Genomic DNA, 15446 nt, shown 5'->3' on the forward strand with positions numbered 1-15446 from the left:
CTGCCATGACCGCCGTGCCCGCCGATGTCGCCCTGCTGGTGATCGACCTGCAGCCGGACTTCATGCCGGGCGGTGCGCTGGCCTGCGACCAGGGCGATGCGCTGGTGGCGCCGATTGCCGACCTGTTGGCGCAGCGCCGCTACCGCACCGTGGTGGCGACCCAGGACTGGCACCCGGCCGACCACGCCTCGTTCGCCAGCCAGCACCCCGGCAAGCGACCGTTCGAGACCATCCTGCTGCACGCGCAGCCACAAACCCTGTGGCCCGACCATTGCGTGCAGGGCAGCGATGGCGCCGCGCTGCACCCGGGCGTGGACTGGACCACGGCCGACCTGATCCTGCGCAAGGGCACCCGCCCACAGGTGGATTCGTACAGCGCCTTCCGCGAGAACCACGGCCCCGATGGCGAGCGCCCGGCCACCGGCCTGGCCGGCTGGCTGCACGAGCGCCGCATCCGCGAAGTGCACGTCTGTGGCCTGGCCCGCGACTACTGCGTGCTGTGGAGCGCGCAGGACGCGGTGAAGTCCGGTTTCCGGGTGAAGTTCCTGTGGGACCTGACCCGGCCGGTGACCGAAGCCAACAACGCGATGGTGCGCGAAGCGCTGGGCAAAGCGGGGATCGCGATCATCTGACGCGTGGTCGCCGGTGGTAGTGCCGGCCGCTGGCCGGCAACGCCTGGACCCCTGCAGTTGCCGGCCAGCGGCCGGCACCACCGGATCACACCCGTGGGTAGCGCCGGGCCATGCCCGGCGAACCCCGAAGGGGCAGCACGTTACCGGAACACCACCGTGCGGTGCCCGTTGAGCAGGATGCGGTGCTCCACATGGCGGCGCACCGCGCGCGCCAGCACCAGCGATTCGGTATCGCTGCCCAGCCGCACCAGCTCGCGCGGCGCCATGGCGTGGTCGACGCGGGCCACGTCCTGTTCGATGATCGGGCCTTCGTCCAGATCCTCGGTGACGTAGTGCGCGGTGGCACCGATGATCTTGACTCCGCGCGCGTGCGCCTGGTGATACGGCTGCGCGCCCTTGAAGCTGGGCAGGAAGCTGTGGTGGATGTTGATCGCACGGCCGGCCAGCGCGCGGCACAGCGTGGGTGACAGGATCTGCATGTAGCGCGCCAGCACCACCAGGTCGATGCGCTCACGCTCGACCAGGTCGATGATCTGCTGCTCCTGCACCGCACGCGTATCGGCGGTCACCGGCAGGTGGTGGAACGGTACCTGGTAGGACGCGGCCAATGGCGCGAAGTCGGCGTGGTTGGACGCCACTGCCGCGATATCGACCTTCAGCTGGCCGCTGTGGGCACGGAACAGCAGGTCGTTGAGGCAGTGCCCCTGCTTGCTGACCAGCACCAGCAGGCGTGCGCGGCGGCGGCCGTCATGCAGCTGCCAGTCCATGCCGAAGCCTTCGGCAAGTTTGGCCATCGCGGCATGCACGGTTTCCAGCGGCAGGCTGGCATCGCGGTCGAAATGCACGCGCAGGAAGAAGCGGCCACTTTCCTCGTCGCCGAACTGCTGGGCGTCGAGAATATTGCAGCCGTGGTCGAACAGCAGGCCGGACACGCGGTAGACGATGCCGGTACGGTCGGGGCAGGACAGGGTGAGGATGGAATCGGGGCGCATCGCCACAGTGTAGGGCAGCTTCCTGCCCAGCAGCCGGATCATCACCGATGCAACCGAACCGCTTGGTTCAGTCCCAAGCGATACTTGGCCATCACCGTGGCAAGCTGGTCGGTCATGAACCTGTTGCAACTGATCCGCAGCTTCACCCGCACCGCAGAGACCGGCAGCATTGCCGCCGCGGCCCGCATCCTTGGCATCAGCGCCACCGCGGTCGGCCAGAACATCAACCGGCTGGAAGCGCATCTGGGCGTACGGCTGCTGAACCGGAGTACGCGCCAACTGGCCCTCAGCGAGGCTGGCGCGCTGTACCTGGCGCAGGTGCGCCACATCGAGGGCGACCTGGCGCGCGCGCAGGCGATGGTCACCTCCGGTGATATCGAACCGGCCGGCCCCCTGCGCATCGCCAGCAGCAGCGCGTTCGGCCGCCACGTGCTGGCACCGTTGCTGCCGTCACTGCAGCAACGCTACCCGCAGCTGCAGCTGGAACTGCGGCTGACTGACCGTGCCGTGCAGCATGGTCCAGAGGCGGTGGATGCCAGCATCCGCATCGGCGCGCAGCTGGAAGACGGTGTGGTCGCACGGCAGCTGGCGCGCGTGCCGTTCGTGTTCTGCGCCTCGCCGGCCTACCTGCAGGCCCATGGCACCCCGCAGGAACCCTCGGATCTGGGCAGCCATCGCGGGCTGCTGCACCGCTTCCCCACCGATGGCCGGCCGCTGCGCTGGGGCCTGCTGAAGGACGGCCAACGCGTGGACGCCGCGCTGCCGCCGAGCATGGTCTGCGATGACATCGATGCGCTGGCGTCGCTGGCGGCGGCGGGTGCCGGCATCACACGATTGGCTGCGTTCGTGGCCGAGCCCTACCTGCGCGACGGCCGACTGCAGGCGGTGTTCGGTACCGACAGCGCGTGGCGGCCGGAACCGATGGACGTCTATTTCTGCGTCAGCGACCGCCGCGACTTCACCGCCAAGATCCGCGCGCTGTTCGAGCACCTGCAGGCCGGCATGGCGCCGGCTTGGCGGGTGTGAGCCTCAGCGCGCCTTGAACACGCCGCGCGCGTCGCGCGGCTCGCAGCGCAGGTACTGCGGCGCCGGTTCCACGCTGTCGCGCAGCGCGGCGGCGGCATGCCACGGCCAGCGCGGGTCGTAGAGGATGCCGCGCGCCAGGGCCACGGCATCGGCGTGGCGATGGCGCAGGATCGACTCGGCCTGTTCCGGTTCGGTGATCATGCCCACCGCGATCACCGGCATGCGTACCTTGGCCTTGATCGCTGCGGCGAACGGCACCTGGTAGCCGGGACCGACGGTGATCTTCTGCCGCTCGTCCAGGCCACCGCTGGAGACATGCAGGAAGTTGCAGCCGCGCGCGTCCAGCACCTGGGCCAGCGCTTCACTCTGCACCAGGTCCCAGCCGCCATCGACCCAGTCGCTGGCGGAAATGCGTACGCCCACGGCGATCTTGTCCGATACCGCCGCACGCACAGCGTCGAATACTTCCACCAGCAGGCGCAGGCGGTTCGGCAGCGAGCCGCCATAGCCGTCGGTGCGGCGGTTGCTCAGCGGCGACAGGAACTGGTGCAGCAGGTAGCCGTGCGCGGCATGCAGCTCGATCAGCTCGAAGCCCAGGCGCTCGGCGCGCACCGCGCTGGCGGCGAAGGCGGCGATGAGCTCGGCGATGCCGGCCTCGTCCAGTTCCTGCGGTGCCGGGTCGGCGGCATGGAACGGCAGCGGCGACGGCGCCACGGTGGCCCAGCCACGCGCATCACCGGCCGGCAGCTGTCCACCACCGTCCCATGGGCGGTTCACCGAGGCCTTGCGGCCGGCGTGGCCCAACTGGATGCCCAGCGGCATCGGCGACCAGCGGCGGACGCTGGCCAGCACCTGCGCCAGCGCGGCCTCGGTGCCGTCGTCCCACAAGCCCAGGTCGGCCCAGCTGATGCGGCCGCGCGGCTCGACCGCAGTGGCTTCCAGGATCAGCAGGCCGGCGCCGGACTGCGCCAGGTTGCCCAGGTGCATGGCGTGCCAGTCGCTGGCGCGACCGTCTTCGGCGGAGTACTGGCACATCGGCGCGATGACGATGCGGTTGGACAGGGTCAGGGGGCCGAACGAGATCGGCGAGAACAGCTGGGTCACGGCGATGCGGGGGACAGGCGGATAGAGGGGGCGTATTGCACCGCCGCACGGCCTGCGAATCAACCGTCTGGATGGATCGCTGTTTCGCGTGACCTGCAGCAGCCGAGCGTGCGCTCGGCCCTACAGAAGCCCTCGCCCCTTGTAGAGCCGAGCCCATGCTCGGCTCAGCGCGAAGCCCAGGCGGCCAGCGCTTCAGCGCAGTCCCGCTCATCCTTGAACAACAGCAGGTCGTCGGCTCGGGTGCGGCCGCGGTTCAGCGCCGCCACCGGCACCCCTGCCTTCGCCGCCGCCTGCACGAAGCGGAAGCCGGAATAGACCATCAGCGACGAGCCCACCACCAGCACGGCGTCGGCCTGCTGGAGGTGATCGTGCACCGCCGCCACCCGTTCACGCGGCACGTTCTCGCCGAAGAACACCACATCCGGCTTCAGCAGGCCGCCGCAGTACGGGCAATCGGGCACCACGAACGTGGAGAAATCGGTCTCCAGATCGGCATCGCCATCGGGCGCGATGCCGGCCTCCAGTGCATCCCAGCCCGGATTGGCGTCCAGCAGCCGCTGCTGGAAATCCTCGCGGCCGCTGCGGCGCTCGCAGCCCATGCAGCGCACCCGGTCCAGGCGGCCATGCAGGTCGATGACATTGTGGCTGCCGGCACGCTGGTGCAGGCCGTCCACGTTCTGGGTCAGCAGCAGCTGCAGCTTGCCGTGGTTTTCCAGCGCGGCCAGGGCCTGGTGGGTACCGTTGGGCCGGGCCAGGCCGAAGCGCGGCCAGCCCAGCAGGCTGCGCGCCCAGTAGCGCTGGCGGGTACCCGCTTCGCCCATGAACGCCTGGTAGGTCACCGGCGGGGTGCGCTTCCACTGGCCGTCGGCATCCCGGTAATCGGGAATGCCCGAGGCGGTGCTGCAACCGGCGCCGGTCAGCACGAACAGGCGCCGGGCGCGGTCGATGAAGTCGGTCAGCGGCGAGGTCATGGCTGCCAGATGGGGGCGCCGCAGCGCCCGTGCAAGCGCCGGCTCAGGCGGCCGGCAGCGGCGGCACCGCGATCGGGTGGCCGTCCTCGTCCAGCGCGATCATCACGAAGTGGCCGCGGGTACACAGCTTGCGCTCGCCGCTATGCAGGTCCTCGGCGACCAGTTCCACCTCGACCTTCATCGAGCTGCGGCCGACTTCGACAATGCGGCCGATGGTTTCCACCATCTGGCCGATGCGGATCGGCAGCTTGAAGTCGACCTGGTCGCTGCGCGCGGTCACCACGGTGCGGCGCGAATAGCGGGCGGCGGCCAGGAAGGCGGCCTTGTCCATCCACGCCAGTGCCTGGCCACCGAACAGGGTGCCGAGGTGGTTGGTGTGGTTGGGGAAGACGATTTCGGCCATGCGCACTTCGGTGGGCGGCACGGTCTCGGGGATCGGGGTCATGGGGGTGCTTCGGTGTGGGGTGCGGCAATTTTAAGCCAGGCCCCGTGCAGGCAGCGCTACACTGCGCCACGCCCACTGCCAGAACCGCCCATGCCCGCACTTTCCGACCTGTTGGCCTTCGCGCTGGTTTCGCTGGCCATGGTGCTCACGCCCGGGCCGAACATGATCTACGTCATCTCGCGCTCGATCTGCCAAGGGCCGCTCGCCGGGCTGATCTCGCTGGGCGGGGTGGCGCTGGGCTTCGTGTTCTACATGCTGTGCGCGGCGCTGGGCATCACCGCCGTGCTGATGACCGTGCCGTTCGCCTATGAGGCGCTGCGCATTGGTGGCGCGCTGTACCTGCTGTACCTGGCCTGGCAGGCGCTGAAGCCCGGCGGCCGTTCGCCGTTCGCGGTGCGTGACCTGCCGCAGGACAGCCCGCGCAAGCTGTTCACGATGGGATTCCTGACCAATCTGCTGAACCCGAAAGTGGCGGTGATGTACCTGTCGCTGCTGCCGCAGTTCCTGCACCCGGACAGCGAAGGCAGCGTGCTGATGCAGTCGATCGTGCTGGGCTCCACCCAGATCCTGGTCAGCGTCAGCGTGAACGGCATGATCGCGCTGACCGCCGGCAGCATCGCTGGCTTCCTGGCCGCACGCCCCACCTGGCAGAGGGTGCAGCGCTGGCTGATGGGCACGGTGCTGGCCGGGCTGGCGGTGCGCATGGCGGTGGAAGGGCGGCGCTAGCCGCTCCTTGTAGAGTCGAGCCGTGCTCGACTGCTGTTTGCGGAGATCAGTCGAGCATGGCTCGACGCTACAGAAACGAAAAACCCCGGCGCTGGCCGGGGTTTTTCGTTGCGACAGGCCTGACCGCTTCGATCAGAAGTTCATGTCGAAGGCGACTTCGCCCTGCACGCCGACCTGGTAGGCCGAGACGCGGCGTTCGAAGAAGTTGGTCAGCTCCTGCACGTCCTGCAGCTCCATGAACGGCAGCGGGTTGCGCACGTTGTACTTCTTTTCCATGCCCAGCTTGGCGAAGTGCTGATCGGCACAGTGCTGCAGGTACTGGCGCATGTCACGGGTCGAGATGCCGGCCACGCCGCCGGACAGCACGTCCTCGGCGAACTGCACTTCGCATTCGATGGCTTCGGCCAGCATGTCGTAGACCTGCTGCTTCATCTCGTCGTCGAACAGGTCCGGCTCTTCCTCACGCACCACGCGCACCGACTCGAAGGCGAACTCCATGTGCGCGCTCTCGTCGCGGAACACCCAGTTGGTGCCCGAGGCCAGGCCCGGCAGCAGGCCGCGCGAACGGAAGTAGTACACGTAGGCGAACGCGGCGAAGAAGAACAGGCCTTCGATGCATGCAGCGAAGCAGATCTGGTTGAGCAGGAACTGGCGGCGCTGTTCGCGGGTCTCGATGCGGGTCAGGTCCTGGATCGAGTCGATCCACTTGAAGCAGAAATCGGCCTTCTTCTTGATCGAGTCGATGTTCTCCACCGCCGAGAACGCCTTGGCGCGCTCTTCCGGATCCGGCAGGTAGTTGTCGAGCAGGGTCAGGTAGAACTGCACGTGCAGCGCTTCTTCATACAGCTGGCGCGACAGGTACATGCGCGCTTCCGGTGCATTGAGATGCTGGTACAGGTTCAGCACCAGGTTGTTGGACACGATCGAGTCGCCGGTGGCGAAGAACGCGACCAGGCGGTGGATCAGGTGGCGCTCGCCCGGCGACATCTTGCTGTGCAGGTCGGTGATGTCGATCTGGAAGTTGATCTCTTCCACCGTCCAGGTGTTCTTGATCGCATTCCGGTACATGTCATAGAACTGCGGGTAGCGCATCGGGCGCAGGGTCAGTTCAAAACCGGGATCGAGCAGCATCTGCTTGGGCTTGTCGGCCATGGGTGTTTCCTTGAATTCTCGGGTCAAAACGCCGGGCATGGCCCGGCGCTACCTTGGTGTTTCCGTGCTGCAGCCGAGCATGGCTCGGCTCTACAGGTGCGAGGTGTTCGAGTGCCGGCCAGCGGCCGGCACTACCGCGCGGCGGTGCCGCTCTTACTGGCACGCCTCGCAGGCTTCCGGGTTTTCCAGCGAGCAGGCGATGGCTTCGTCCGGGCTGAACACCTTGGCCGGTGCGGCGGCACTCACCGTGGTCTTGGCGATCTTGGTGGCCGGGCGCGAACGCAGGTAGTAGGTGGTCTTGATGCCCTGCTTCCAGGCGTACATGTACATGGAGGACATCGCGCCGATGTTCGGGCTTTCCATGAACAGGTTGAGCGAGGCCGACTGGTCGATGAAGGCGCCACGCTCGGCGGCCATGTCGATCAGCGAACGCATCGGCAGTTCCCACGCGGTGCGGTAGACCTCACGCAGCGTTTCCGGGATCTGTGGCAGACCCGCGATGGAGCCTTCGGCCAGCTTGATGGCATCGCGCATTTCCGGCGTCCACAGGCCCAGCTTCTTCAGCTCGTTGACCAGGTAGCGGTTGACCTGCAGGAAGTCACCGGACAGGGTCTCGCGCTTGAACAGGTTGGACACCTGCGGCTCGACGCACTCGTAGCAGCCGGCGATCGAGGCGATGGTCGCGGTCGGCGCGATTGCGATCATCAGCGAGTTGCGCAGGCCGTGTTCCTTGATGCGCTCACGCAGGGCATCCCAGCGCGCAGTGTCTTCCGGCACCACGTTCCAGGCGTCGAACTGCAGTTCGCCGCTGGCGGCACGGGTGTCGTTGAACGACGGGTGCTTGCCGCGTTCCTGGGCCAGCTCGCAGGACGTTTCCAGCGCGTGGAAGTAGATCGCTTCGGCGATCTTCTTCGACAGCGCGCGGGCTTCGGCGCTGTCGAACGGCAGGCGCTTGCGGAAGAACACGTCCTGCAGGCCCATGCAGCCCAGGCCGACCGGACGCCAGCGCAGGTTGGCGCGACGGGCGGTTTCGATCGGGTAGAAGTTCAGGTCGATGACGCGGTCGAGCTGGCGCACGGCCAGGCGCACGGTCTCGGCCAGCTTCTCGAAGTCGAACTCGTTGTGCTCGTCGAAGTGGTTGCCCAGGTTGATCGAACCCAGGTTGCACACTGCGGTTTCATCGTTGGAAGTGACTTCCAGGATTTCGGTGCACAGGTTGGACAGGTGGATCACGTTGCCCGGACGCAGGGTCTGGTTGCTGGCGCGGTTGCACTTGTCCTTGAAGGTCATCCAGCCGTTGCCGGTCTCGGCCAGCGTACGCATCATGCGGGCGTACAGCTTGCGCGCGGAGATGGTGCGGTTGGCCTTGCCCTGGGCTTCGGCCTGCAGGTAGGCAGCCTCGAAGGCTTCGCCGAACAGGTCGGTGAACTCCGGCACGACGCGCGGATCGAACAGCGACCATTCCTGGTCGGCCTCGACGCGCTTCATGAACAGGTCCGGCACCCAGTTGGCCAGGTTCAGGTTGTGCGCACGGCGGGCTTCGTCACCGGTGTTGTCGCGCAGTTCGAGGAAGTCCTCGATGTCGGCGTGCCAGGTTTCCAGGTACACGCAGGCCGCGCCCTTGCGCTTGCCGCCCTGGTTCACCGCGGCCACGGACGAGTCCATGGTCTTCAGCCACGGCACGATGCCGTTGGAGTGGCCGTTGGTCGACTTGATCAGCGAGCCACGCGAACGCACGCGGGTGTAGCTGACGCCGATGCCGCCGGAGAACTTCGACAGCTGGGCGATGTCGCCGTACTTGGCATAGATCGACTCCAGCGAGTCCTGCGGCGAGTCCAGCAGGAAGCACGAGGACAGCTGCTCGTGGGTGGTGCCGGAGTTGAACAGGGTCGGGCTGGACGGCAGGTAGTCCAGGTTGCCCATGCGCTTGTACAGCGCCAGGGTCTCGGACACGTCCTCGCTCAGCGCGCTGGCGATGCGCAGGAAGAACTGCTGCGGGGTTTCGATCACCTTGCGGGTGTGCGGATGGCGCAGCAGGTAACGGTCGTACAGGGTACGCAGGCCGAAGTAATCGAAGTTCAGGTCCAGCGCGCCGTCGATGGCGTCGTTGAGCTTGCGTGCATTGGTCTGCACGAAGTTCAGCAGGCGGTCGTTGATCAGGCCGACTTCATGGCCGCGGCTGACCGACTGCGAGAAGGCGTAGATTTCCTGGCCCGAGACTTCCTTGGCGATGTAGTTGGCCAGCAGGCGCGCAGCGAGGCGGCCGTACTCGGGCTCTTCACCGATCAGCAGGGCGGCGGTGCGGATGGACAGTTCGTCCAGCTCGCGGGTGGTGGCGCCGTTGTACAGGCCGGAAATGGTGCGGGTGGCCACGCGCATCGGGTCAACGGCGTGCAGGCCTTCGGAGGAACGCTGCACCGCGCGCACGATCTTGTTCAGGTCCACCAGCTCGGTGGTCCCGTTGCGCTTGGTCACACTCATCGCGTTGGCCGTCGGCGGCGACGTCAACAGGAATTCGCTTTCCTTCTCGATGGTGGCGCTGGATTCGGTGCTCACGGCGTATGTCCTCTTGGCGTGATTGGGGGTGCTCGATGCATCGGGGTGACGCAGCCCGGGACATGACGGCCCAGGATGGCAGGACGGCGTCGCAGGGGATGAGACCCTGCGCCTGCCACTGCCGTTGACGATCGCCGATGGAGACTGCGGCCAACCCCCAGACGTGGGGTTGCTGCGACCGACGGCCACAAGATAGTGGGGGTAGTGGGGTCCGTCAACGCCAAATGTAGTGAAATTCGGCAATCCCTTGCGCCGCAAGGATCGTGCCATCGGCGCCCGGATCAGACGCTTCAGACCTGCCGGAACGGGCTGCGCAGTCAAGCCCGAAAGGCGTCATGGCGGTGGCACAACGCACCGCGGAAACGGAACAATGACAGCTTCACATGACAGTGATGAAACTGGCTAGGGACAACCCTGTGGATAGAGGGTGGGCAGCCGGTGGGAATCCGGTGGATGCCGGGATCACCCGCCGGGCAGCGACGCGAGGCCGTATGTGGCGGCCAGGCCGGAGGAGCGGCCGCAGGGAAACGCCGTTGCGCCCTATCCCCCGATCATTGCCGGCCAGCGGCCGGCACTACCGGAATCCCAGGGTGGTCGTGCCGGCCGCTGGCCGGCATTGCATTCGCGCGGAACCCCTCACGCCCGGTGCGGGGTGCCCAGGTACTCGGCGCTCTGCATCTCGATCAGGCGCGAGGCGGTGCGCTCGAACGCGCCCTGCAGGCGCTGCCCGGTGTACAGCTCGACCGGCGAGGTGCTGGCGGTGCAGACCAGATTGACGTGGCGGTCGTACAGCTCGTCGATCAGGTTGACGAAGCGGCGCGCGGCATCCTCGTTCAGGCGATCGAAGGCGGGAATGCCGCCCAGCAGCACCGTGTTGAACTCGTGCGCGATCTCGATGTAATCCGACGGCCCACGCGGGCCCTCGCACAGCGCGGCGAAATCGAACCAGGCGATGCTCTTGCCGCGGCCCCGGACCGGGATCTTGCGGCCCTCGATCTCGATGTTGCCGGGCTTGGCCGGCTGGCCGCCGCTCAGTTCGCTCCAGCGCGTGGCCAGCCAGTCGTCGCTGTCGGCGGCCAACGGTGCGCGGTACACCGGCGAGCGGGTCAGCGCGCGCATCCGGTAGTCCTCGGTGCCTTCGGCGTACAGCTCCACGCAGAAGCGCTGCAACAGGCCGATGGCCGGCAGGAAGCTCTCGCGCTGCAGGCCGTTGAGGTACAGGTTCTCCACTGCGGTGTTGGAGGTGGTCACCAGGGTCACGCCCTCGGCGAACAGGCGCTCCAGCAGCCGCGCCAGCAGCATCGCATCGCCGATGTCGGTGACGAAGAACTCGTCCAGCACCAGCACGCGCAGGTTGCTGCGCCATTCCTGGGCGATCTTCGCCAGCGGGTCGCTCTGGCCCTGATGCTCGCGCAGGCGCTCATGGACGCTGCGCATGAAGCGGTGGAAGTGCGTGCGGTACTTCTGCTTGATCGGCAGCCCGTCGTAGAACAGGTCGACCAGGAAGGTCTTGCCACGGCCGACGCCGCCCCAGAAGTACAGGCCCTTGACCGGTTCGGGCTTCTTCCAGAACGAGGACAGGCGGTCCAGCCAACCGTCCTCGGCACTGTCCAGCAGGCCCAGGTGGATGCGGTCCAGCTCGGCCAGCGCCGCATGCTGGGCCGGGTCGTCCTGCCAGTCGCCACGGGCAACCCCTTCCGCGTACCGCTGCGACGGGGTCAACTCGGTTGCACTCATGCCGCCGCGCCCAGCCAGTGCTTCACGCCGTGGGTCAGCGCGCCGCGCAGGTCGATCAGCTTGCGGTGGAAGAAGTGGCTGGTCTCGGGCATGCGCACCAGCTCATGCGGGAAATCCAGCGTGTCCAGCCACTGGTAGACGGCCTGCGGGTCGACGATCTCGTCCTGCTCGCCCTGGATCACCAGCCAGCGCGCCGGCGGTGCGATGCCATCGAAATCCCAGCGGCCGGCCGGCGGCGCGATCGAGATCAGTGCTTCGGGCTGCAGCGCGGCAGCGGCCTTCAGCGAAACGAACGCGCCGAAGCTGAAACCGGCCAGCCACAGGCGGTCGTGCGGGCGCTGGCTGCGCACCCAGGCGGCGACCGCCTTCAGGTCATCCTGCTCGCCCACGCCGCCATCGAAGGTACCGGCCGAAGCGCCGACGCTGCGGAAGTTGAAGCGCACCGTGGCGACGCCCAGCTCGCGCAGGGTGGTGGCGGTCATGGTGACCACCTTGTTGTGCAGGGTGCCGCCTTCGGTGGACAGCGGATGGCAGACGATGGCCACGATCGGCTGCACCGGCACATCGGCCTTGGGCAGGTCGACGACCACTTCCAGCGGGCCGGCCGGGCCATCCAGTTGGAGACAGGCGGTTTCGCCGGGGGCGACGGGGAACGGGGGCTTGTGCATGGCACCATGATACCGTCCCCCGCCCCTGCCCTGTGCCCGCCCCATGCTCTACCTGTCTTTGGCCGTGATCTGCAGCGTGCTGGTTTCGGTGCTGTTGAAGGTGGCCGGACGCCGCCAGCTGGATGTCGCGCAGATGGTCACCTGGAACTATCTGGTGGCGGCAACGCTCACCGCCGTGGTGCTGCAGCCGCCGCTGGATGCGCTGCGCGCGCCGCATGCGCCGTGGCCGTCATTGCTGGCGCTGGCGGTGGTGCTGCCCTCGATCTTCCTGGTGCTGGGCCGCGCGGTGGCGGTGGCCGGCATTGTCCGCAGCGATGTGGCACAGCGGTTGTCGCTGCTGCTGTCACTGGCTGCCGCCTTCCTGTTCTTCGGTCAGACTGCGACGCCGTGGAAGCTGGCCGGGCTCGGCCTGGGCCTGCTGGCGATGGTGGCGATCAGCCTGCGCCCGCGCGGCCCGGCGGTGGCGTCCTCGCCCGGCGGCTGGGGCTGGCTGCTGGGCGTATGGGCCGGGTTTGCGGTGGTGGACGTGCTGCTCAAGCAGGTGGCGCTCTCGGGCACGCCGTCGATGGCGGCGGTGCTGACCAGCTTCAGCGTGGCCTTCGTGCTGATGCTGGCCCTGCAGCTGTGGCGGCATGTCAGTGGCCGCAGCCGGCTGGCCTGGCACAACCTGGGGGCGGGTGCGCTGCTGGGCCTGCTCAATGGCGGCAACATTCTTTTCTATGTGCACGCCCACCAGTCGATGCCGGACAACCCGGCCACCGTGTTCGCCGGCATGAACATCGGCGTGGTGGTGCTGGGCGCGCTGGTGGGCGTGTTCGCCTTCGGCGAGGCCACCACGAAGTGGAACCGCGCCGGCCTGGCGCTGGCGGTGCTGGCGATCGGGTTGATCGCCTGGGGGTGAGCGTTGGTTGCGGCGGGCCATTTCCGCGCCCGCGGTGGGATGTCGCTTTTCTTTTCGCGCGAAAAGAAAAGTAACCAAAAGAAACGCGCCGCCAGCCGCGAGCCGGTGCTGTGCACCGGTTCCCTGCGCTTGTCGGTGAATCAGGGGACAGCGCCAAACTCGCTGCGCTCAGACATCGGCGCCTCTTCGCCCCCGATTCCCCTGCGATGCTCGGCTCGCTTGAAGGCGGAATGGAAGATCAAAAGCAACGGCAGCATCCGTGCCGATCAAGGTCCCCCCAGAGCAGATGCCCGGCGAACCTTATCTGTCGAAGCCCAGCAGCAGCGGGTCGTGGTCGGAACTGCGCCACGGGCCCTGCACGTTGCGGCCCTGATAACCGCTGGCGTCCTGCTCGTCGGCATTGCTGTGCCATTCGGCGGCGCCGCGCAGGCGCCTGGCCATGCCCGGGCTCAGCAGCGCGTGGTCGAGGCGGCCGGTGTAGCCGTTGTAGACGTAGCTGTAGGGATGCTCGACCTTGGCAACCTTGAACGCGTCCTGCCAGCCCAGGTCGTGCAGGGTGCGGATCGGGTCTTCCATCGCGTAGGCATTGAAATCGCCGAGCAGCACCGCGTCCTTTGTACCGGTACCGGTCGGATCCGTCTGCAGCCAGGCATGCAGTTGCTGCGCCGAGGTCACGCGGGTGGCGTTCCAGCAGCCCTGGTTGTCGTTGCGGTCGGCGTCGGCGCCGCTTGCGTCGCGGCAGCCCTTCGACTTGAAGTGATTGGCCACCACCACGAACGGCGCGCCCTGCCTGCCCTGGAAGGCCTGCGCCAACGGTACGCGGCTGTGCTCGACGAACGGGCCACCGGTCAACGTGGCCGGCGTGCCGACCGGCTGCAGGCGTGAGCTGCGGTAGATGATGCCGACCCGGATCGGGTTGTCGCCGGGGCCGTTGCCGGCATCGACGAAGCGCCAGTCGCCCTGCGCGCCGCGGTCGCGGTTGAGCGCATCGACCAGTTCGGCGATGGCCGACTGCGGGCCGTAGCCGTCGTTCTCCAGCTCCATCAACGCGGCGACGTCGGCGCCCAGCGCGTTGACCGTGGTGACCAGCTTGGCCACCTGCGCCTTGTGCTCGTCCAGCGTGCGGGCGCCGCGCAGGGTCGGGAAGCCGCCGCCCTGGCCATCACCGTTGAAGAAGTTCTCCAGGTTGAAGGCGGCCACGTGCAGGCTGCCCGGCACCGTCGGCACCGCCGGGCGCTTGAGTTCCGGCAGTTTCAGCACACCCTCGACCTGCAGGCGCGGATGGCCCTGCGCGTCCACGCGCACGATGCCCTGCACGTCGCGCAGCTGCATGCCGGTGCGCAGCACCGGGCTGCCCGGCAGGTACGCCACGCTGGCCGGATCGCGGGCATCACTGCCATCTTCCAGCACCAGGCGGCGGCGCTGGTTGTCGGCCATCACCTGCTCGTAGCCGGCGGTGCCCGGCGCGGCCACTTCGGTCGGCTGCCAGAGGCGGCCATCGAACGCCACCGTGAGCTGGCCGAAGTGCTCCAGGCCATCGCTACCGGCCAGGGTGAGCGGTGCGGCGATGCGGACGCGCTGTCCATCCAGCGCGCGCCAGTCGGCTGGCGCGGCGGTCAGCACCACGCTGGCGCTGCTGCGCGCAGCGGGCGGCGTCGCGACCGTCGTGGCCTGCGGCTGGGCCTGGGCGATGGCGCCGGCCGGCAGCAGCAGGGACAGGGCAAGGGCTAGGGAGCAGCGGCGCATCGACGGGCGATTCCTGGGACGAGGGCGCACAGACTAACCCTGAAATGCGAAACCCCGCCTGCGGGCGGGGTTTTGACCTTGGTGGGCAAAGCCTGGGTCGTGCCGGCCGCTGGCCGGCAACCTCATGACCTTCGTGCGATGTGTGGTTGCCGGCCAGCGGCCAGCACTACCGCTTACTTCAGATTGGCCAGCATCCAGTCCACGGTGGCGTGGATCTGTTCTTCCGTCAGGGCCGGGTTGCCGCCCTTGGGGGGCATGATGCCGCCGTCGGGGCCGGTATAGCCCTCGATGGCGTGCTTGTAGAGCGTGTCCTTGCCCTGCGCGATGCGCTTGTCCCAGTGCGAATGGTCCAGCGTCGGTGCCATGCCCACGCCGGTGGTGTGGCAGGCGGTGCACAGGTTGTCGAAGATCACCTTGCCATCCTTGGTGCCGCCGTAGGCCACCTGCGACGCGGCCTTGGCCAGCGCGGCGGCCTTGGCGGCGGCCTGCGCGGCAGCGCCGGTACTGCCGGCATAGACCGCGCCGGTGGGCGAGATGCGCTGTTCGGTGCGCTTGGCCGCGGTCGGCGACACCTCGGGCGGAATCCGGGTGTGGATGTAGGCGGCAAGGAGGATGAGGCCGAGGGTGATGGTCGCCAGCAGCGCGATCACCATGGAGAAGCGTTTCAGGAACTCCAGATCGTAATTCCGCACTCTTCGTTACCCCTGGCTGATAGTCGTTGGACCACGGCTGAGCGACTGCGTGATGGGCCGAGTATAGAACGCACTTTGCGTGCGACAACAGGCGTCAC

14 protein-coding genes are annotated in these 15446 nt (G+C 67.7%); 4 read left to right on the forward strand and 10 right to left on the reverse strand.

What is annotated here, in order from left to right; translation table 11 throughout:
• Window positions 1–5 precede the first annotated feature (5 nt).
• A complete protein-coding gene (gene pncA, locus KXV01_RS13135) occupies window positions 6–632 on the forward strand; it encodes a bifunctional nicotinamidase/pyrazinamidase (protein ID WP_049438534.1) in 627 nt (208 codons plus the stop codon).
• Between the two features lie 140 nt (window positions 633–772).
• On the opposite strand, the gene purU is transcribed toward pncA, so the two are convergent.
• Window positions 773–1624, reverse strand: coding sequence for a formyltetrahydrofolate deformylase (gene purU / locus KXV01_RS13140; protein ID WP_049415819.1), 852 nt, complete (start codon window positions 1622–1624; stop codon window positions 773–775).
• 114 nt (window positions 1625–1738) lie between these two features.
• On the opposite strand from purU, the gene KXV01_RS13145 reads away from it, so the two are divergent.
• On the forward strand, window positions 1739–2650 hold the full coding sequence (locus KXV01_RS13145; protein ID WP_049438538.1) for a LysR family transcriptional regulator: 912 nt from the start codon (window positions 1739–1741) through the stop codon (window positions 2648–2650).
• A gap of 3 nt (window positions 2651–2653) precedes the next feature.
• Here the strand turns inward: KXV01_RS13145 and KXV01_RS13150 are convergent, their stop codons facing one another.
• From KXV01_RS13150 to KXV01_RS13160, 3 genes are all read right to left on the reverse strand, one after another.
• Window positions 2654–3754, reverse strand: coding sequence for an NADH:flavin oxidoreductase/NADH oxidase (locus KXV01_RS13150; RefSeq protein ID WP_080354726.1), 1101 nt, complete (start codon window positions 3752–3754; stop codon window positions 2654–2656).
• Window positions 3755–3918: 164 nt separating this feature from the next.
• Window positions 3919–4725, reverse strand: coding sequence for an NAD-dependent protein deacetylase (locus tag KXV01_RS13155; RefSeq protein WP_099495444.1), 807 nt, complete (start codon window positions 4723–4725; stop codon window positions 3919–3921).
• A gap of 43 nt (window positions 4726–4768) precedes the next feature.
• Window positions 4769–5170 (reverse strand): acyl-CoA thioesterase, encoded by a 402-nt coding sequence (locus KXV01_RS13160; RefSeq protein WP_021203756.1) that lies wholly within the window; start codon window positions 5168–5170, stop codon window positions 4769–4771.
• A gap of 90 nt (window positions 5171–5260) precedes the next feature.
• On the opposite strand from KXV01_RS13160, the gene KXV01_RS13165 reads away from it, so the two are divergent.
• The gene (locus KXV01_RS13165; protein ID WP_099495443.1) at window positions 5261–5896 is read left to right on the forward strand and encodes a LysE family translocator; all 636 of its coding nucleotides are present in this window, start codon (window positions 5261–5263) and stop codon (window positions 5894–5896) included.
• Window positions 5897–6028: 132 nt separating this feature from the next.
• On the opposite strand, the gene KXV01_RS13170 is transcribed toward KXV01_RS13165, so the two are convergent.
• The 4 genes from KXV01_RS13170 to KXV01_RS13185 form a co-directional block, all read right to left on the reverse strand.
• On the reverse strand, window positions 6029–7048 hold the full coding sequence (locus KXV01_RS13170; RefSeq protein WP_005420683.1) for a ribonucleotide-diphosphate reductase subunit beta: 1020 nt from the start codon (window positions 7046–7048) through the stop codon (window positions 6029–6031).
• 153 nt (window positions 7049–7201) lie between these two features.
• The gene (locus KXV01_RS13175) at window positions 7202–9604 is read right to left on the reverse strand and encodes a ribonucleoside-diphosphate reductase subunit alpha (RefSeq protein WP_049415794.1); all 2403 of its coding nucleotides are present in this window, start codon (window positions 9602–9604) and stop codon (window positions 7202–7204) included.
• 636 nt (window positions 9605–10240) lie between these two features.
• Complete coding sequence (zapE, locus tag KXV01_RS13180; RefSeq protein ID WP_049415791.1) at window positions 10241–11341, reverse strand: cell division protein ZapE; 1101 nt, start codon at window positions 11339–11341, stop codon at window positions 10241–10243.
• Window positions 11338–12009 carry a CocE/NonD family hydrolase gene (locus KXV01_RS13185; RefSeq protein ID WP_099495442.1) on the reverse strand — a complete coding sequence of 224 codons (672 nt, stop codon included), beginning with the start codon at window positions 12007–12009 and terminating at the stop codon, window positions 11338–11340. The genes zapE and KXV01_RS13185 overlap by 4 nt, the downstream gene beginning before the upstream one ends.
• A gap of 43 nt (window positions 12010–12052) precedes the next feature.
• On the opposite strand from KXV01_RS13185, the gene KXV01_RS13190 reads away from it, so the two are divergent.
• Window positions 12053–12910, forward strand: a complete 858-nt coding sequence (locus tag KXV01_RS13190) for a hypothetical protein (protein ID WP_099496109.1) — start codon at window positions 12053–12055, stop codon at window positions 12908–12910.
• A gap of 300 nt (window positions 12911–13210) precedes the next feature.
• Here the strand turns inward: KXV01_RS13190 and KXV01_RS13195 are convergent, their stop codons facing one another.
• Together KXV01_RS13195 and KXV01_RS13200 are read right to left on the reverse strand one after the other, a co-directional pair.
• Window positions 13211–14656 (reverse strand): ExeM/NucH family extracellular endonuclease, encoded by a 1446-nt coding sequence (locus KXV01_RS13195; RefSeq protein ID WP_099496108.1) that lies wholly within the window; start codon window positions 14654–14656, stop codon window positions 13211–13213.
• Window positions 14657–14829: 173 nt separating this feature from the next.
• Window positions 14830–15348, reverse strand: a complete 519-nt coding sequence (locus KXV01_RS13200) for a c-type cytochrome (RefSeq protein ID WP_005420711.1) — start codon at window positions 15346–15348, stop codon at window positions 14830–14832.
• Between the last annotated feature and the right edge of the window lie 98 nt (window positions 15349–15446).

The sequence above is a fragment of the Stenotrophomonas sp. Ps181 genome (assembly GCF_025697425.1).
GTDB classification, from domain to species: domain Bacteria; phylum Pseudomonadota; class Gammaproteobacteria; order Xanthomonadales; family Xanthomonadaceae; genus Stenotrophomonas; species Stenotrophomonas sepilia.